Genomic DNA, 18,019 nt, shown 5'->3' with positions numbered 1-18,019 from the left:
AACGGCCAATGCAATTGTCAAAGCGCGGTGGCTGTCCAAGAATGCTGGGTTCACCCCCCAGCCCACGCGAACCGACGCAGTTCGCTCCCACGGAGACACCCCAGCATGGCTACCACCCCTTCGCCGCAACCCGTCACCTTCCAGCGCCAGGCCGATGTGCTGGTCGTGACCATCGACAACCCGCCGGTCAACGCGCTCGGCGTGGACGTGCGCCGCGGCTTGGTGGCCGCCATCGAGGCGGCCGAGGCCGATGGCGCCGCAGCCGCGGTGCTGCTGGTGGGTGCCGGCCGCAACTTCATTGCCGGTGCGGACATTCGCGAATTCGGCAAGCCGCCGCAGCAGCCCTCGCTGCCCGAGGTCTGCGGCCGCATCGAGAACTGCAGCAAGCCGGTGGTCGCCGCCATCCACGGCGCCGCCCTGGGCGGCGGGCTGGAGATCGCGCTGTCGGCGCACTACCGCCTGGCCTTGCCTTCCGCCAAGCTCGGCCTGCCCGAGGTGCAGCTGGGCCTGATGCCCGGCGCCGGCGGCACCCAGCGCGCGCCGCGCCTCATCGGCGTAAAGGCCGCGCTGGACCTGATGCTGAGCGGCCGCCATGCCGGCGCGAAGGAGGCGCTGGCCATCGGGCTGGTCGACCGGCTCGGCGAAGGCGCCGATGCGCTGGCCGAAGGGCTGGCCTATGCGCAGGCGCTGGCCGTGGCCAAGGCGCCGGTGCGGCGCACGCGTGACGCGAGCCAGGCGCTGGCCGACAAGGATGCACAGCGCGCCGCGCTCGAAGCCGCCCGTGCCGATACTGCGAAGAAGAGCCGCGGCCTGTTCTCGCCGATGAAGATCATCGAAGCCACGGAGGCCGCGCTCTCGCAGCCTTTCGACCAGGGCATGGCCCTGGAGCGCAAGCTCTTCCTGCAATGCGTCGACAGCCCGCAGCGCGCCGGCCTGATCCACGCCTTCTTCGCCGAGCGCGAAGTGCTGAAGGCACCCGAGACCAAGGCGGCGAAGCCGCGCCCCATCGAGTCCTGCGGCATCGTCGGCGGCGGCACCATGGGCGCGGGCATCGCCGTCGCGATGCTCGATGCCGGCCTGCCGGTGACCATGATCGAGCGCGACGAACCCAGCCTCGCGCGCGGCCGCGCCCACGTCGAGAAGGTCTATGACGGACTGATCGGCAAGGGCCGCATGACGGCCGAGGCCAAGGCGGCGGTGATGGCGCGCTTCTCGGGCTCGACCGCCTACGACGCGCTCGCGAAGGTCGACCTCGTGGTGGAGGCCGTGTTCGAGGACATGGCGGTCAAGAAGGCCGTCTTCGCCGAGCTCGACCGCGTGTGCAAGGCCGGTGCGGTGCTGGCCACCAATACCTCCTACCTCGACATCGACGAGATCGCGGCCGGCACCTCGCGCCCGGGCGACGTGCTGGGCCTGCACTTCTTCTCGCCGGCCAACATCATGAAGCTGCTGGAGATCGTGGTGCCGGCGAAGGTCAGCGCCGACGTGGTCGCCACCGGCTTCGAGCTGGCGAAGAAGCTCAAGAAGACGCCGGTGCGCGCCGGCGTGTGCGACGGCTTCATCGGCAACCGCATCCTCGCGGTGTACCGACAGGCGGCCGACCACATGATGGAGGACGGCGCCTCGCCCTACCAGATCGACAAGGCGGTGCGCGACTTCGGCTACCCGATGGGCCCGTTCCAGGTGTCCGACCTGGCCGGCGGGGACATCGGCTGGGCCACGCGCAAGCGCAAGGCCGCGACGCGCGACCCGAAGGCGCGCTACGTGCAGATCGCCGACCGCATCTGCGAGCGCGGCTGGTTCGGCCAGAAGACCGGACGCGGCTATTACCTGTACCCGGAAGGTGCCCGCACCGGCACGCCCGATCCGGAGGTCGAAGCCATCATCGACGCCGAGCGCCGGCGCGCCGGGATCACGCCGCGCAGCTTCACCGACGAGGAGATCATGCGCCGCTACATGGCCGCGATGATCAACGAGGGCGCCAACGTCGTGCACCAGCGCATCGCGCTGCGCCCGCTGGACGTGGACGTGACCTTCCTCTACGGCTACGGCTTTCCGCGGCACCGCGGCGGCCCGATGAAGTACGCCGACACCGTGGGCCTGCCCAAGGTGCTGGCCGACATCCGCGAGTTCGCCAAGGAAGACCCGCTGTTCTGGCAGCCCTCGCCGTTGCTGGTGGCGCTGGTGGAGCGCGGCGCCGATTTCTCGAGCCTCGATCAATCCGAATAAGGAGACATCCGTCATGCGCGAAGCCGTCATCGTTTCCACCGCCCGCACGCCGCTGACCAAGGCGCACCGCGGCGAGTTCAACATCACGCCCGGCCCGACGCTGGCCGCCTTCGCGGTGCGCGCCGCCGTGGAGCGCTCGGGCCTGGACCCGGCGCAGATCGAGGACGCGATCCTCGGCTGCGGCTACCCCGAAGGCACCACCGGGCGCAACGTGGCGCGCCAGGCCGTCGTGCGGGCCGGCCTGCCCATCACCATCGCCGGCACCACGGTCAACCGCTTCTGCGCCTCGGGGCTCCAGGCCATCGCGATGGCGGCAGGCCGCATCGTGGTCGAGGGCGCGCCGGTCATGATCGCGGGCGGCGTGGAGAGCATCTCGCAGATCCGGACCCGCAGCGCAGGCGACAGCGGCAAAGACAACAATGAAAGCGGCATGGACCCGTGGATCGTCGAACACAAGCCCGCGCTCTACATGGCGATGATCGAGACCGCCGACATCGTGGCCAGGCGCTACGGCATCGGCCGCGAGGCGCAGGACCGCTTCTCGGCCGAGAGCCAGCGCAAGACCGAGGAGGCGCAGCTCGAAGGCCGCTACAAGCAAGAGATCGTGGCCTGCACCACCACCATGGCCGTGACCGACAAGGAAACCAGGCAGGTCAGCCACAAGGAGGTGACGATCGACGTCGACACCTGCAACCGCCGCGGCACCACCTACGAGGCGCTGGCCAAACTGGAGCCGGTGATGGGTGCCGGCAAGTTCGTCACCGCGGGCAATGCCTCGCAGCTCTCCGACGGCGCCTCGGCCTGCGTGCTGATGGAGGCGCGGGACGCGGAGCGCGCCAACATCGCACCGCTGGGCGCCTTCCGTGGCCTCGCGCTGGCCGGCTGCGAGCCCGACGAAATGGGCATCGGCCCGGTGTTCGCGGTGCCGAAACTGCTGGCGCGCCACGGATTGAAGGTCGACGATATCGACCTCTGGGAACTCAACGAGGCCTTTGCCTCGCAGTCCATCTACTGCCAGGAAAAGCTCGGCATTCCGGCCGAGCGGCTCAATGTCGACGGCGGCGCGATTTCGATCGGCCACCCCTTCGGCATGACGGGCGCGCGGCTGGCCGGCCACGTGCTGATCGAGGGCAAGCGGCGCGGCGCGAAGTACGCCGTCGTCACGATGTGCATCGCCGGCGGCATGGGCGCCGCGGGCCTGTTCGAAATCTTCTGAGGAGACGGACGTGGACCTGAACTTCACCCCCGAAGAACAAGCCTTCCGAGACGAGGTGCGCCGGTTCCTCGCGGAGAAGCTGCCCCGGCGCCTGTCCGACAAGGTGGCCAACGGCAAGCACCTGGCCAAGAAGGACATGGAGGAATGGCACGCCATCCTCAACGCGCGCGGCTGGCTCGCGAACCACTGGCCCGAGCAGTACGGCGGCCCGGGCTGGACGGCGGTCGAGAAGTTCATCTTCGAGAACGAATGCGCGCTCGCGCATGCGCCGCGCATCGTGCCCTTCGGCGTCAACATGCTGGGGCCGGTGCTGATCAAGTACGGCAGCGAGGCGCAGAAGCGGCACTGGCTGCCGCGCATCCTCGACGGCTCGGACTGGTGGTGCCAGGGTTACTCGGAGCCCGGCGCCGGCTCGGACCTGGCCTCGGTCAAGACCTCGGCCGTGCGCGGCGTGGATGCGCAGGGCCCGCACTACATCGTCAACGGCCAGAAGACCTGGACCACGCTGGGGCAGCACGCCAACATGATCTTCTGCCTGGTGCGTACCAACCGCGAGGCGAAGAAGCAGGAGGGCATCAGCTTCCTGCTGATCGACATGAACTCGCCGGGCGTCGTGGTCCGGCCGATCATCACGCTGGACGGCGACCACGAGGTCAACGAAGTCTTCTTCTCCGACGTGCGCGTGCCGGCCGAGAACCTGGTGGGCGAGGAGGACAAGGGCTGGACCTGCGCCAAGTACCTGCTGACCTACGAACGCACCAACATCGCGGGCGTGGGCTTCTCGGTGGCGGCGATGGCGCAGCTCAAGGCGATCGCGGCGAAGCAGACGAAGAACGGCCGGCCGCTGTCGGAAGACCCGGCCTTCGCGGCGCGCATGGCGCGGGTGGAGATCGACCTGGAGAACATGAAGACCACCAACCTGCGCGTGATCGCAGCGGTGGCCGGCGGCGGCGTGCCGGGCGCGGAGAGCTCGATGCTCAAGATCCGCGGCACCGAGATCCGGCAGGAGATCTCGTCGCTGATCCGGCGCGCGATGGGACCGTATGCGCGGCCCTTTGTCGAAGCCGCGCTGGAGGACGGCTTCAGCGGCGTGTCGATCGGCCCGGCCGAAGCAGCGCCGGCGGCGGCCAAGTACTTCAACAACCGCAAGCTGTCGATCTTCGGCGGCTCCAATGAGATTCAGAAGAACATCATCTCCAAGATGATCCTCGGACTGTGAGCGCAGCATCATGAATTTCGAACACACCGAAGACCGGCGCATGCTCGCCGACAGCCTCGACCGCTTCATCGCCGAGCAGTACGCCTTCGAGGCGCGCGACAAGATCGCCAGGTCGGAGCAGGGTTTCAGCACCAGGATCTGGGAGCAGTTCGCCGAGCTGGGCGTGATCGGCGCACTCTTCCGCGAAAAGGATGGCGGCTTCGGCGGCGGCGGCTTCGATGTCGCGGTCGTCTTCGAGGCACTGGGCCGCGGCCTGGTGGTGGAGCCGGTGCTGGGTGCCGTGATGGCCGGCGAGGCAATCGCCGCCGCGGGCAGCGAGGCGCACAAGGAGCAGCTCGCCGGCATCATCGCGGGCAGCACCATCGCGGCGCTGGCGCACGACGAGCCCGGCGCGCACTACGCGCTCGCGCATGTGCAGACCCGCGCCGAGCGCAGCGGCGACGGCTGGCTGCTGAACGGCGCCAAGGCCGTGGTGCCGCAGGGCGAGCGGGCGGACCTGTTCGTGGTGTCGGCCCGCACCGGCGGCGCGGACGACGACGAGGCCGGCATCTCGCTCTTCCTGGTGCCGGCAAAGACCCAGGGGCTGTACGTGCGCGGCGCCCCCGCCATCGACGGCGGCCGGGTGGCCGAAGTCGCTTTCGACGGCCTGAAGCTGGAAGGCGGCGCGCTGCTGGGCAGCGAAGGCCAGGGCTACCCGGCGCTGGAGCGCGCGATCGGCCGTGGCGTGCTCGCCCTGTGCGCCGAAAGCCTGGGCGCGATGGAGGCGGCCAAGACGGCGACGCTCGACTACCTGCGCACGCGCAAGCAGTTCGGCCAGCTGATCGGCAGCTTCCAGGCGCTGCAGCACCGCATGGCTGACCTGCTGCTCGACGTGGAGCAGGCGCGTTCGGCCGTGATCAATGCCGCCGCGGCCATCGACGGCGAGGACCGCGTGGCGCGCGAACGCGCGCTGTCGGCCGCCAAGGCCAGCATCGGGCGCATCGGCACGCGGGTGGCCGAGGAAAGCATCCAGATGCACGGCGGCATCGGCATGACCTGGGAGCTGCCGCTGGCCCACTATGCGAAGCGGCTGGTGATGATCGACCACCAGCTGGGCGACGAGGATCACCATCTGCAGCGCTTCGCCGCGCTCGGGCGGCAGGCGCTCGCCACGGCGCACTGAGCTTGTGACAATGGGTCGAGGCGGGCCCGCGCGCTCGCGGCGCGCATCGGCCCACGCCAGAACGAGGAGACTGTCCATGAGCATGAGCGAGACACGCGGCGCGGCCGCGCCCTTCAGCGCGTCCTTTCCCATCCGCAGCATCGAGGACGTGCGCCGGCTCGAGCAGACGCCGCTGGCCGAGGCGCTGACGGTGCGCAGCACCTACGAGATCTTCCGCAACGCCGCCGCGGCCTTCGACGACAAGACCGCGCTGACCTTCCTGCGCAGCGGCGACCCGGCGGACGAGCCGATCCGCTGGTCGTACGCGCGGCTGTTCGCCGGCATCCACCAGACCGCGAACGCCTTGCACCGGCTCGGCGTCGGCCCCGAGGACGCGGTGGCCATCCTGCTGCCCGGCTGCCTCGAGTACCACCTGGCCCTGTGGGGCGGCGCCGCGGCCGGCATCGCGCAGCCGCTCAATCCGCTGCTCACCGACGAGAAGCTGGCCTCGCTGATGACGGCGGGCCGCGCCAAGGTGCTGATCGCCTGGGGCGCGGACGATGACGGGGGCATGTGGTCCAAGGCGATGCGGCTGCGCAGCCAGGTGCCGACCCTCACCACCGTGCTGCGCGTGGCGCCGCACGACGAGCGCCCCGGCAGCGCCGGCGAGCTCCCCGCCGGCGTCGCCGACTTCGCGGCGCTGCGCGCGGCCGAGCCCGACGACCACCTTGCGAGCGGCCGCGACATCGCACCGGAGGACATCGCCGCCTACTTCCACACCGGCGGTACCACCGGCGCGCCCAAGCTGGCGCGCCACAGCCATGGCGCCCAGGTCTTCACCGCCTTCGCCAGCATCCAAATGACCGGCCAGGGGCCGCAGGACATCACGATCAACGGCTACCCGCTGTTCCACGTGGCCGGCGTGCTGCCGGCCTCGCTGGCCTCGCTGTCGGCCGGCGTGGAGGTGATCATTCCCACCACCACTTTGCTGCGCAACAGGCAGGTGATGGCGAACTACTGGAAGCTGGTGGAGAAGCACCGCCCGACCTCGCTGTCGGCGGTGCCCACGGTGCTCGCGGCGCTGGCCAATGTGCCGCTGGACGGCGCCGACATCTCTTCCATCCGCTACTGCCGTACCGGCGCTGCCGTGCTGCCGCCCGAGCTCGCGGCGCGTTTCGAACGCCTGTTCGGCCTGCACGTGCACGAGAGCCTGGGCATGACCGAGATGGCCGGCATCTCCACCATCACGCCGCCGGGCGTGATCGGGCCGCCGGGCTGCGTGGGCCTGCGCCTGCCCTGGTCGCAGATCCGCATCGTGGCGCTGGACGCCCACGGCAATGCCGGCGATCGGGAACTGCCGCGCGGCGAGCAGGGCATGGTGCTGTTCAAGTCGCCCAACCTGTTCTCCGGCTTCGTCGATCCGGCGGACACGGCCAAGGCCTTCACCGCCGACGGCTGGCTGGCCACCGGCGACCTGGGCTGGATCGATGCGCAAGAGCGCCTCAACCTCAGCGGCCGCTCCAAGGACCTGATCATCCGCAGCGGCCACAACATCGACCCCAAAACCATCGAGGACGCGCTGGGCGCGCATCCCGCGGTGCAGCTGTGCGCCGCCGTCGGCGCGCCCGATGCCTATGCGGGCGAGCTGCCGGTGGCCTTCGCCACGCTGGTGCCGGGCGCGACCGCGAGCGAGGCCGAGCTCCTGGCTTTCACCGCGGCGCGCGTGGACGAGGCGCCGGCCAAGCCGAGGTCGGTGGTGGTGATCGAGCACATGCCGATGACCAATGTCGGCAAGATCTTCAAGCCCGACCTGCGCGCGCTGGCCGCGCGCCACGTGGCCGAGGCGCTGGTGGAAGAGGCCTGGGCCGACCTCGACCTGCCCGGCGCCGCGCGCCCGCGGGTTCAGACCGAGGGCGAGAAGGCGCTCACGGTGACCATCGATGCCGCCGCGACGGGGCCGGCCGTGCAGGCGCTGCGGGCCCGGCTGCAGGACGCGCTCGGGCGCTTGCCGCTCAAGGTGCAGGTGCTCGTGCAGTAAGGAAAGCCCCGATGGGGCGAGCCGTTGTAGCTCGTTACGATCCGACCTGGCCCAATCCTGGCCGTCGTTTTCCGTTCCCCCTGATGCCTTCTCCGCCCGAGTCCGGCCCCACGCTGGACGCCGCCAGCCCCCTGCCCCCCGAGATCGAAGCCGCCGACGAGCCCACGCGCGTGCCCTTGGCCATCGAGGACTGGGCCACGGTGATCATCATGGGCCTGTTGGCCTGCATCACCTTCGCCAATGTGCTGGTGCGCTACTTCACCGACTCTTCCTTCGCCTGGACCGAGGAGTTCTCGGTGTTCCTGATGATCCTCCTGGCGATGGTCGCGGGCTCGGCCGCCGTGGCGCGCGACCGCCACATCCGCATCGAGTACTTCGCCGAGGGCGGCTCGATGGGCCGGCGCAAGCGCCTCGCGCAGTTCGGGGCGCTGATGGTGGCCGCGCTCTTCTTCCTCATTGCCGCGCTGAGCGTGCGCGTGGTGTGGGACGACTACCGCTTCGAGGAGACCTCGCCCGGCATCGGCGTGCCGCAGTGGTGGTATTCGATCTGGCTGCCGGTCGTCTGCGGCGCGATCGGGCTGCGCGCGGTGGGCCTGTTCATCCGGCGCAGCCGCGAGCGTCGCGCCGAGGACGCGGGCGCATGATCCCGACGCTGCTCTTCGTCGCCTTCATCCTGATGATGCTGGTCGGCGTGCCGATCGGCGCGGCGCTCGGCCTCGCGGGCGCGGTCGCCATCGGCCTGGCCAATGCCGACGCGCAGTGGTTCGGCCTGCTGGCCGTGCCGCAGAACTTCTATGCCGGCCTGGGCAAGTACCCGCTGCTGGCGATCCCGATGTTCGTGCTGGTCGGCTCGATCTTCGACCGCTCGGGCGTGGCCCTGCGCCTGGTCAACTTCGCCGTGGCGATCGTCGGGCGCGGGCCCGGCATGCTGCCGCTGGTGGCGATCGTGGTGGCCATGTTCCTCGGCGGCATCTCGGGCTCGGGGCCGGCCAATGCCGCGGCGGTGGGCGCGGTGATGATCGGCGCGATGTCGCGCGCCGGCTATCCCGCCGCCTACTCGGCCAGCGTGGTCGGCGCTGCGGCCGCCACCGACATCCTGATCCCGCCCTCGGTGGCCTTCATCGTCTACTCGGTGCTGGTGCCCGGCGCCTCGGTGCCGGCGCTGTTCGCCGCCGGCATGGTGCCGGGCGTGCTGGCCGGCCTCGCGCTGATCGTGCCGGCCGTGTGGATGGCGCGCCGCCACCAGATGGGCGCGCTGGAGGCGACGCTGCCGCGTCCGCCCTTCTGGAAGAGCTTGCGCGAAGCGACCTGGGGACTCGCCGCGCCGGTGCTGATCCTCGGCGGCATGCGCGCCGGCTGGTTCACGCCCACCGAAGCCGCCGTGGTCGCGGTGTTCTACGGGCTCTTCATCGGCATGGCGGTGCACCGCACGATCAAGGTCAAGGACCTGTTCGCGATCCTGCGCGAGTCGGGCGAACTGTCGGCGGTGATCCTGCTGGTGGTCTCGCTCGCGGGCATCTTCGCGTACTCGCTTTCCACGCTGGGCGTGATCGATCCGGTGGCGACCGCGATCGTGAACTCGGGGCTGGGCGAGTACGGCGTGCTGTCGCTGCTGATCCTGCTGCTCATCACGGTGGGGATGTTCCTCGACGGCGTGTCGATCTTCCTGATCTTCGTGCCGCTGCTGTGGCCCATCGTGCAGCACTACAAGTGGGACCCGGTGTGGTTCGGCGTGATCCTCACGCTGAAGGTGGCGCTGGGCCAGTTCACGCCGCCGCTGGCGGTGAACCTCATGGTGTCCTGCCGCATCGCCGGCGTGCGCATGGAAGAGACCGTGCGCTGGGTGGGCTGGATGCTCTTCGCGATGTTCCTCGTGATGGTGGCGGTGATCGCCTGGCCGCAGCTGGCGCTGTGGCTGCCGCATGCACTGGGGTACTAGGACGCGCGGATGAAAGCAGACCTCCCGAACGTCCCCGATTTTTTGTTCACTTGAAGGAGACACACAGATGAAGTTCCGTCGTACCCTGCTCGGCCTGCTGGCCGTCGCTGCCACGCTGGGCAGCTTTTCGGTCTCCGCGCCGGCGCAAGGCTACAAGGCCGAGTACAAGATGTCGCTGGTGCTGGGTCCGCCCACGCCCTGGGGTCAGGCCGGCAAGATCTGGGCGGACCTGGTGAAGGAGCGCACGCAGGGCCGCATCAACATCAAGCTGTACCCGGGCGTCTCGCTGATCCAGGGCGACCAGACGCGCGAGTTCAGCGCGCTGCGCCAGGGGGTGATCGACATGGCGGTGGGCTCGACCATCAACTGGTCGCCGCAGGTCAAGCAGCTCAACCTGTTCTCGCTGCCCTTCCTGATGCCGGACTACGCGGCCGTCGATGCGCTGACGCAGGGCGAGGTGGGCAAGGAGATCTTCAGCACGCTGGACAAGGCCGGCGTGGTGCCGCTGGCGTGGGGTGAGAACGGCTACCGCGAGATCACCAACTCCAAGCGCCCGATCAGGTCGCCCGACGACCTCAAGGGCATGAAGATCCGCGTGGTGGGTTCGCCCATCTTCTCCGACATGTTCAGCACGCTGGGCGCGAACCCGACGCAGATGAGCTGGGCGGACGCGCAACCGGCGCTGGCCAGCGGCGCCGTCGACGGCCAGGAGAACCCGCTGTTCCTCTTTACCGTGCTGAAGATGCACACCGTGGGGCAGAAGTACGTGACGACCTGGGGCTACATGGCCGATCCGCTGGTGTTCGTCGTCAACAAGGACATCTGGGCCTCGTGGACGCCGGCCGACCAGGCAATCGTGCGCCAGGCCGCGATCGACGCCGGCAAGCAGGAAATCGACCTCGCGCGCAAGGGGCTGGTCGAACCCGACAAGCCCGTGCTCAAGGACATCGCGGCGATGGGGGTGACGGTGACCCAGCTCACGCCGGAAGAGCGCGAGGCCTTCGTCAAGGCAACGCGGCCTGTCTATGCGAAGTGGAAGCCGCAGATCGGCAACGAACTGGTGACGAAGGCTGAGCAGGCCGTCGCTGCGCGCAAGAAGCCGTGAGGGCTGGGCCGCTGTGAAAGCGGCGGAGACACGGGGCAACTGATCAGTTCTGCCATTCGAACGAACGTCCATCGACCCATTCGACGCGCGGCGCACCGGTGCCGAGCACTGGTTGCCATCAACGCATCCTCCAGCGCACGCTGCGTCCGGCGCAACTTCTTCTTCTCGGCACCGCCCAGGGAGAGCGCCAGTTTGCTGAAGCCTGAGGCTGGACGCGATCGGCGTCTGGCTTGATGCAGCGCAAGTCATTGCATGCCCGCGCGCGATAAAAAGGTTTGCCGGCTCGCATGTGCGCTGTCGCACAGACGAAGGGCTCTCGAACTGGCTATAACGCATTCAAGGACTTCCCATGCACAAGCCCGATGAAATCGCATCGAAGCTTCTGGGTCAGCCCTACGAGGCCCTGGACGAGCGCGCCAAGAAAGTCGCCCGGCACGTTGCGGCGCGCAAGCACATTGCGCGAAACATCGCGAAGGACTTCGATGTCAAGCCGTCCTTCGGCCAGCGTGCTGCGGATGCGGTGGCGTCCTTCGGCGGGTCCTGGGTCTTCGTCGGCCTCTTCGCGGCCACCATGCTTGTCTGGGTGGGACTCAACGCCTTCCTCCTTCTGAGCCGCGGCGAGACCTTCGACCCCTATCCCTACATCCTGCTGAATCTCTTTCTTTCCATGCTTGCGGCCATCCAGGCTCCCATCATCCTGATGTCGCAGAACCGCCAGTCCGAAAAGGATCGCATCACCGCCGAACACGACTACGAGGTGAACCTCAAGGCTGAATTGGAGATCATGCTGCTGCACGAAAAGATCGACATGCTGCGGGAGACGCAGTGGGTGGAGTTGCTGAAGATCCAGAAGGAGCAGCTGAAGCTGCTGGCGGGGCTGGTCGAAGGGGCAACGGCGGCGCGATGACGGCCGGCTTTGAAGCAGGCTTCCCATGACTGCTCCCTCGACCCGGGACTCGACCTTGCTGCACAGCCTCGTCGGCAGGCACCGGACCCCCGTCAGCCAACCGCCCGCTGGGCGGCATCCTCGCGGCCATCGCAGGTGCGATCAATGCGGGGCCGTGCAGCGCTGCGCGACCTACCTAGAAAGACCATCATGCAAGCACTCGTATACAACGGCCCAGGAAAAAAGAACCTGGAAGACCGCCCCAAGCCAGCCGTCCAGGAGCCGACGGACGCGGTCATCAGGATCACCAAGACAACGATCTGCGGGACGGACCTGCACATCCTTAAGGGCGACGTCGCGACCTGCCGGCCCGGAACCGTGCTGGGCCACGAAGGCGTGGGCATCGTCGATGCCGTGGGTTCGGGCGTCGCCACTTTCAAGCCGGGGGACAGGGTGTTGATCTCCTGCATCACCGCCTGCGGCCGCTGCGACCTGTGCCGCAAGCGCATGTACTCGCACTGCACGACCGGTGGCTGGATCCTGGGCAACCGCATCGACGGCACCCAGGCCGAGTTCGTGCGGATTCCCTATGCCGAGACCAGCCTGTACCCGATTCCACCAGGTGCGGACGAAGAGGCGCTGGTCATGCTGAGCGACATACTGCCGACCGGCTTCGAGTGCGGCGTGCTGAACGGCAAGATCGAGCCGGGCTCCAGCGTCGCCATCGTGGGTTCAGGGCCCATCGGGCTTGCCGCGTTGCTCACCGCCCAGTTCTATTCGCCGGCCGAGATCATCATGATCGACCTGGACGACAACCGGCTCGCCGTCGGCAAGCGCTTCGGCGCAACCGCCACCGTGAACAGTGCCAATGGCAACGCGGCGCAACAGGTGATGAAGCTCACCGACGGGCGCGGCGTGGACACCGCCATCGAAGCGGTCGGCATCCCCGCCACCTTCGCGCTGTGCGAGGCCATCGTGGCGCCGGGCGGCACCATCGCCAATGTCGGCGTGCACGGCACCAAGGTCGATCTGCACCTGGAGCGGCTGTGGTCGCACAACGTGACGATCAGGACCGGGCTGGTCGACACTTTCTCGATACCGATGCTGCTCAAGACCGTGCGGTCCCAACGCATCGACGCCAAGCAGTTGATCACGCACCACTTCAAGCTCGGTGAGATTCTGCAAGCCTACGACACCTTCGCCCGGGCCGCCGACACCAAGGCACTGAAGGTGATCATCCAAGCATGAGGACGATATGACGCGAACCCATCCGTACGACTCCGGCCTGGAGAAGAACGAGGCCAACTTCGTCGCCCTGTCGCCGCTGAGCTTCATCGAACGCTCGGCCGGCGTCTATCCGGACCGCACCGCCATCATCTACGGATCGCGGCTGCAGACCTGGCGCGACACCTATGTGCGTTGCCGCCGTCTTGCGAGTGCGCTGACGCAGCGCAGCGTCGGTGTCGGCGACACCGTCGCCGTGATGCTGCCCAACGTGCCGGCCATGTTCGAGGCGCATTTCGGCGTGCCGATGATCGGCGCGGTGCTCAACACGCTCAACACCCGGCTGGACGCCGAGGCCATCGCGTTCGCGCTGCAGCACGGCGAGGCCAAGGTGCTGCTGACCGATCGCGAATTCGCCGGCGTGATCGAGAAAGCACTGGCGATGCTCGGCGGCCGGCGGCCGTTCGTGATCGAAGTCGAGGACGAGGACGCACCCGCCGGCAAGTCGCTCGGCGATGTTTCGTACGAGTCCTTCCTCGCCCAGGGCGCCCCTGACTTCGCCTGGCAACTGCCCGCCGACGAGTGGAACGCCATCGCGCTCAACTACACCTCGGGCACCACCGGCAATCCCAAGGGCGTGGTGACGCATCACCGCGGCGCCTACCTGAACGCGGTGTCCAACGTCGTCACCTGGGCCATGCCGCTGCACCCCGTCTACCTGTGGACGCTGCCGATGTTCCATTGCAACGGGTGGTGCTTTCCGTGGACCATGGCCTTGCAGGCCGGCACCAGCGTGTGCCTGCGCAAGGTGGACACCGCGCTGATCTTCGATCTGATCCGCGAGCACCGCGTCACGCACCTTTGCGGCGCCCCCATCATCTACGGGATGCTGATCAACGCGCCCGAGGCCCAGCGCGTCGGCATCGCTCACCCGGTCAACGGCCTGATCGCCGGCTCCGCACCGCCGGCTGCCATCATCGAAGGCTGCGAACGCATCGGCATCGCCATCACGCATGTCTACGGCCTGACCGAGGTCTACGGTCCGGCGGCCGTGTGCGCCCAGCAGGAAGACTGGGCAGGACTGCCGATCGGCGAACGCGCCCGCCTGAACGCACGCCAGGGCGTGGCCTACCCGATGCAGCAGGCCATCGCCGTGCTGGACCCGGCCACCCTGCAGCCGGTGCCTGCCGACGGCGAGACCATGGGCGAGATATTCTTCCGCGGCAACCTGGTCATGAAGGGCTACCTGAAAAACGCCCTGGCCACGGAAGAGGCCTTTGCGGGCGGTTGGTTCCATACCGGGGACCTGGCAGTCATGCACGCCGATGGGTACGTCAAGATCAAGGACCGCAGCAAGGACGTCATCATCTCGGGCGGCGAGAACATCTCCAGCGTCGAGGTCGAAGAAGTGCTTTACCGCCACCCCGCCGTGCTGGCGGCAGCGGTGGTCGCCAAACCCGACCCGAAATGGGGCGAGGTGGCAGCAGCCTTCGTCGAACTGATTGATGGCGCCACGGCCAACGAGGCGGAGATCATCGAACACTGCCGCTCCGAAATGGCCCGCTTCAAGGTCCCCAAGCAGGTGATCTTCGGCGTGTTGCCGAAGACTTCGACCGGAAAGATCCAGAAGTTCGTGCTGCGCGAGCAACTGCATTCGGCATCGGCGATCGCTTGAGCCCACGGTATTCGCCATGGAGTACATGACCCAGGCGGCCTGACGGTCCCATGGCGATGGCGATCAACCTGAAGACATGGATGCTCGTCTCGGGGGTGGCGACGCTGTTCATCGGCGGCGCCGCGGCGGCGTTGCGTCACGGCAATCGGCGGTCCCGACGCCACACCGACGTACTTCGTGCCAGCCTCGACGCCGAACGCGTCGCCGTGCGGCCCGCCGAATACGACCCTCGCGAGCTGGACGGACTGCCCGCTCCGGTGCAGCGCTATTTTCAGGCGGCGCTTGGGCCTGTGCGACGCAGGCTGGCTGCGCTCACCCTGAAGCAGATCGGCAGCTTCAACCTGAGCGAGAGCGCAGAACGATGGCGGCCTTTCGCGGCCACGCAACGCGTCGTGCTTCAGCGACCTGGCTTCGACTGGTTCGCGCGCATCGGCTTCGCACCATTCCTTTCTGTGCACGTCAACGACACCTATCTTGCGGGCCAGGGCCATCTGCGCGCAGCGTTGAGCGGCTTGATCATGCTCGCCGACATTGGCGACACTCCCGAGATGGCGCAAGGTGAGCTCATGCGTTTCCTGGCCGAGGCGCCCTGGTATCCGACCGCCCTCCTGCCCAGCCAGGGGGTGCGCTGGCAGGAGGTCGACGATCGATCGGCAGTGGCCACGTTGCAGGATGGGACCATCCAGGTCACGCTGCTGTTTCGCTTCAGCCCGGACGGCTTGATCGACTCCGTCCATGCCGATGCCCGCGGCCGCATGCTGAACGGCGGGGTGGTGCCGACACCATGGGAAGGACGATGGTGGGGCTACGCGCAGCGCGACGGCATGCAGGTGCCATTGAGCTGTGAAGTGACATGGATCACGCCCGAAGGTCCGAAGCCTTACTTCCGCGGACATGTGACGCTTGTCGCGTACGAGTGGGCCGGTGCGTGAAGGTCGACGCTGACCCGTCAACGAAGGACGCCGACGAAGTCGCGCGGGCGCTCGGGGCCGACATCGACAATGCCGGGCGACGTCATCTCGATTGATCGGTCAGGCCACGCGTTCAAGCGCAGCCACAGGATAGATTTGTACTGAGCCCGGGTGAGACTCGGACTCGACTGCATAGCCTTCAGGGGTCAGTTTTGTGCAGTACCAGCCGACAACTTGGCCCTGCCAAGCGGCGCCGGATTTCTTGCGTACGTGATCTCCCAGGGCAAACGTGGCGTGCACTGGGAGCGCAAATTGGCGAGCTACTGGAAAACTGACTTCGTTGCCACTTTGATCCATACCTAACCTTGTTTGTTTGTGAATGTCTTGAGGGGGATCTGGCGATCCATATCTGCTGCCACGGAGCATCTGCACAGCCACTCCTTGCGGCATTCTGCCGCTCGATCAAGAACCCTGTTCGGCTCTCAACACGGCCTCTCCCGTTCGAGGATTTGTCAGGGTGACGTTCTCGAGCGCCATGATTCGCCACTGGCTCGCCTGTCGCGTCAGAACAGCAAGGATCAACGTGTCGACAGCATGCGGGCCCGCCGGATGAGCCGCACCGACCGCAAGGCGACTCCAGAAATGCATGACTGCCGCGTCGTCGCTGATCGGGACCACGTCGATCAGTTCGTTCTTCAACGTGGAGTCGCTGTAGATGGTCGCGTGGATGGGGGCATGCAGCTTGACGATCTCCTCGGCGCCGCGCACGTAATGCCCGAATCGATTAACGAATGTCGCATCGTCTCGGAATAGCGCCCCAAGGGACTGCATGTCGTGGCTGTTCCAAGCGGCTTCAAGCGCCGGGGGCACGTCTTCGGGTCTTGCTATTCGGATCATGGGGATGCTCACAAGCCTCTCAATGGGCATCGACGTCTCAAGGCGCGCCGTCGACGACGTCCTGCGCGCCGCGGAATGCGCCCTTCGATTTCCGCCAGACCAGCGTGAAATTGTTTGCCGGCATCGGTACGACCTCCTCCAGCGCAAGGCCTTCATGGCCCGCGACTTCCGCCACCTTGCCGATGTCGCGCACGCCCCAGAGCGGATTCCTGGCGCGCAGGCTCGCGTCGAACGCTTCATTGCTCTGCGAGGTATGCGCGCCGCCGCGCATGTACGGGCCATAGGTCACGAGCACGCCCCCGGCAGGCAGGATCCTGGCGGCGCCCGCCATCAACGCGAGCGTCGCCTCCCACGGGGAGATGTGGATCACGTTGATGCAGACGATCGCTTCGGCCGCGGAAATCGGCCAGGGCTGCTCCATGACGTCGATGGCGAGGGGCGGCCTGACATTCGACAGCTTGCCTGCGGACGCCCACGCCTCGATGGAAGCATGGCGCTCCACGTCCATCTCGCTGGGCTGGAAAGTGAGAGCGGGCAAAGCCTTTGCGAAGTGCGCCACGTGCTGCCCGGTGCCACTGCCGATCTCGAGCACGAGGCCGCGTGAAGGCAAGACGCGCGCGAGCACCTCGAGGATCGGCTGCTTATTGCGCTCGGGGGAGGGGGCGGTCTCTCGTGCGTCCATGCAGCGATGGTAGGCGAATGCACGGTCCCAAGTCGCTCCCGGGCCTCCATGGCTCCATCGGCTGCCTGCCAATGGGTGTCCTCCGCTGCGGGACCTTCCAAGTGCGGCTGTCGTCATGGTGTACCGGCCGATCGTCGCACCGTACCGACCGGTCGCTCCGGGCCGCAGTCTGCATTCCGGGTCAGCCGGCCGGCAAGGGGGCCGTGTTGATCGCCAACTGCGCGGCGAAGGCCCGCTGGTAAGCCGGCCGCGCTTCGCCGCGCGCGACATAGGCGGCCAGGTTGGGAAATTCGTCCAGCAGGCCGGACGGTCTCAGCCGGAGCAACACCGACACCATCAGCAGGTCACCCGCGCTGAAGACGCCGTCCAGCCAGTCGCCGTCGCCCAGGCGGGCGGCCAGCTGGCTCAGTCGGGCGCGCACACGGTCCTCGACGAGAGGCAGTCGGTCGGCCTTCCAGGGCTTGTCGCTTTCCACCAGCTTGACGGTGACGAGCTCGAGAATGGGCGGCTCGACCGTATTGACCGCCGCGAACATCCACGTGATGGCGCGCGCCCTTGCGCTGGCATCGGCGGGGAACAGGCCCGGGTGGCACTCGGCGATGTGCAGCACGATGGCGCCGGTCTCGAACAGCGTGAGGTCGCCTTCCTCGTAAGTGGGGATCTGGCCGAAGGGATTCAGCGCAAGATGCGCGGCCTCTTTCATCGCGCGGAAGGACACCAGGCGCACCTCGTACGGCAGGCCGACTTCCTCCAGCGCCCAGCGCACGCGCGTGTCGCGTGCCAGACCTTTGCCGCCATCGGGCGATCGTTCGAAGGCGGTGATGGCGATGGTCATCGTTAGCGTCCTTTTGACTTTC

The 18,019-nt window shown here is 67.8% G+C and carries 16 protein-coding genes; 12 read left to right on the top strand and 4 right to left on the bottom strand.

Going from position 1 to position 18,019, the window contains the following annotated elements; genetic code table 11:
- Window positions 1-105: 105 nt before the first annotated feature.
- From J2739_RS09075 to J2739_RS09020, 12 genes are all read left to right on the top strand, one after another.
- Window positions 106-2,229 carry a 3-hydroxyacyl-CoA dehydrogenase NAD-binding domain-containing protein gene (locus J2739_RS09075; RefSeq protein WP_309900685.1) on the top strand — a complete coding sequence of 708 codons (2,124 nt, stop codon included), beginning with the start codon at window positions 106-108 and terminating at the stop codon, window positions 2,227-2,229.
- Window positions 2,230-2,242: 13 nt separating this feature from the next.
- Window positions 2,243-3,445 carry an acetyl-CoA C-acyltransferase gene (locus J2739_RS09070; protein ID WP_309900684.1) on the top strand — a complete coding sequence of 401 codons (1,203 nt, stop codon included), beginning with the start codon at window positions 2,243-2,245 and terminating at the stop codon, window positions 3,443-3,445.
- Between the two features lie 10 nt (window positions 3,446-3,455).
- Window positions 3,456-4,664 carry an acyl-CoA dehydrogenase family protein gene (locus tag J2739_RS09065; RefSeq protein WP_309900681.1) on the top strand — a complete coding sequence of 403 codons (1,209 nt, stop codon included), beginning with the start codon at window positions 3,456-3,458 and terminating at the stop codon, window positions 4,662-4,664.
- A 10-nt stretch (window positions 4,665-4,674) separates the two neighbouring features.
- Window positions 4,675-5,826: an acyl-CoA dehydrogenase family protein gene (locus J2739_RS09060; RefSeq protein ID WP_309900680.1), complete on the top strand. Its 1,152-nt coding sequence runs from the start codon at window positions 4,675-4,677 to the stop codon at window positions 5,824-5,826.
- A 76-nt stretch (window positions 5,827-5,902) separates the two neighbouring features.
- Window positions 5,903-7,843, top strand: a complete 1,941-nt coding sequence (locus J2739_RS09055; RefSeq protein WP_309900678.1) for an acyl-CoA synthetase — start codon at window positions 5,903-5,905, stop codon at window positions 7,841-7,843.
- Between the two features lie 83 nt (window positions 7,844-7,926).
- On the top strand, window positions 7,927-8,487 hold the full coding sequence (locus J2739_RS09050; RefSeq protein ID WP_309900676.1) for a TRAP transporter small permease: 561 nt from the start codon (window positions 7,927-7,929) through the stop codon (window positions 8,485-8,487).
- The gene (locus tag J2739_RS09045) at window positions 8,484-9,782 is read left to right on the top strand and encodes a TRAP transporter large permease (protein ID WP_309900674.1); all 1,299 of its coding nucleotides are present in this window, start codon (window positions 8,484-8,486) and stop codon (window positions 9,780-9,782) included. The genes J2739_RS09050 and J2739_RS09045 overlap by 4 nt, the downstream gene beginning before the upstream one ends.
- 67 nt (window positions 9,783-9,849) lie before the next feature.
- Window positions 9,850-10,887, top strand: coding sequence for a DctP family TRAP transporter solute-binding subunit (locus J2739_RS09040; protein ID WP_309900672.1), 1,038 nt, complete (start codon window positions 9,850-9,852; stop codon window positions 10,885-10,887).
- A gap of 349 nt (window positions 10,888-11,236) precedes the next feature.
- Window positions 11,237-11,794: a DUF1003 domain-containing protein gene (locus tag J2739_RS09035; protein ID WP_309900670.1), complete on the top strand. Its 558-nt coding sequence runs from the start codon at window positions 11,237-11,239 to the stop codon at window positions 11,792-11,794.
- A gap of 189 nt (window positions 11,795-11,983) precedes the next feature.
- Window positions 11,984-13,021, top strand: coding sequence for a zinc-dependent alcohol dehydrogenase family protein (locus J2739_RS09030; RefSeq protein ID WP_309900668.1), 1,038 nt, complete (start codon window positions 11,984-11,986; stop codon window positions 13,019-13,021).
- A 7-nt stretch (window positions 13,022-13,028) separates the two neighbouring features.
- The gene (locus J2739_RS09025; RefSeq protein WP_309900666.1) at window positions 13,029-14,672 is read left to right on the top strand and encodes an acyl-CoA synthetase; all 1,644 of its coding nucleotides are present in this window, start codon (window positions 13,029-13,031) and stop codon (window positions 14,670-14,672) included.
- A gap of 56 nt (window positions 14,673-14,728) precedes the next feature.
- Entirely contained in the window at window positions 14,729-15,604 is an 876-nt protein-coding gene (locus J2739_RS09020; protein ID WP_309900664.1) for a DUF6920 family protein, read from the top strand.
- A gap of 99 nt (window positions 15,605-15,703) precedes the next feature.
- On the opposite strand, the gene dfrB is transcribed toward J2739_RS09020, so the two are convergent.
- From dfrB to J2739_RS09000, 4 genes are all read right to left on the bottom strand, one after another.
- Window positions 15,704-15,940: a trimethoprim-resistant dihydrofolate reductase DfrB gene (gene dfrB / locus J2739_RS09015; RefSeq protein WP_309901103.1), complete on the bottom strand. Its 237-nt coding sequence runs from the start codon at window positions 15,938-15,940 to the stop codon at window positions 15,704-15,706.
- Between the two features lie 105 nt (window positions 15,941-16,045).
- The gene (locus J2739_RS09010) at window positions 16,046-16,492 is read right to left on the bottom strand and encodes an SgcJ/EcaC family oxidoreductase (RefSeq protein WP_309900662.1); all 447 of its coding nucleotides are present in this window, start codon (window positions 16,490-16,492) and stop codon (window positions 16,046-16,048) included.
- Window positions 16,493-16,517: 25 nt separating this feature from the next.
- A complete protein-coding gene (locus J2739_RS09005; protein ID WP_309900661.1) occupies window positions 16,518-17,162 on the bottom strand; it encodes a DUF938 domain-containing protein in 645 nt (214 codons plus the stop codon).
- 181 nt (window positions 17,163-17,343) lie between these two features.
- Complete coding sequence (locus tag J2739_RS09000; protein ID WP_309900659.1) at window positions 17,344-17,997, bottom strand: glutathione S-transferase family protein; 654 nt, start codon at window positions 17,995-17,997, stop codon at window positions 17,344-17,346.
- Window positions 17,998-18,019 lie beyond the last annotated feature (22 nt).

Origin of the sequence: Variovorax soli (assembly GCF_031454625.1) — a bacterium.
GTDB classification, from domain to species: Bacteria; Pseudomonadota; Gammaproteobacteria; order Burkholderiales; family Burkholderiaceae_C; genus Variovorax; species Variovorax soli_A.
Note: the sequence above shows the minus strand (reverse complement) of the source record. Positions and strands in the feature narration are given on the sequence as shown.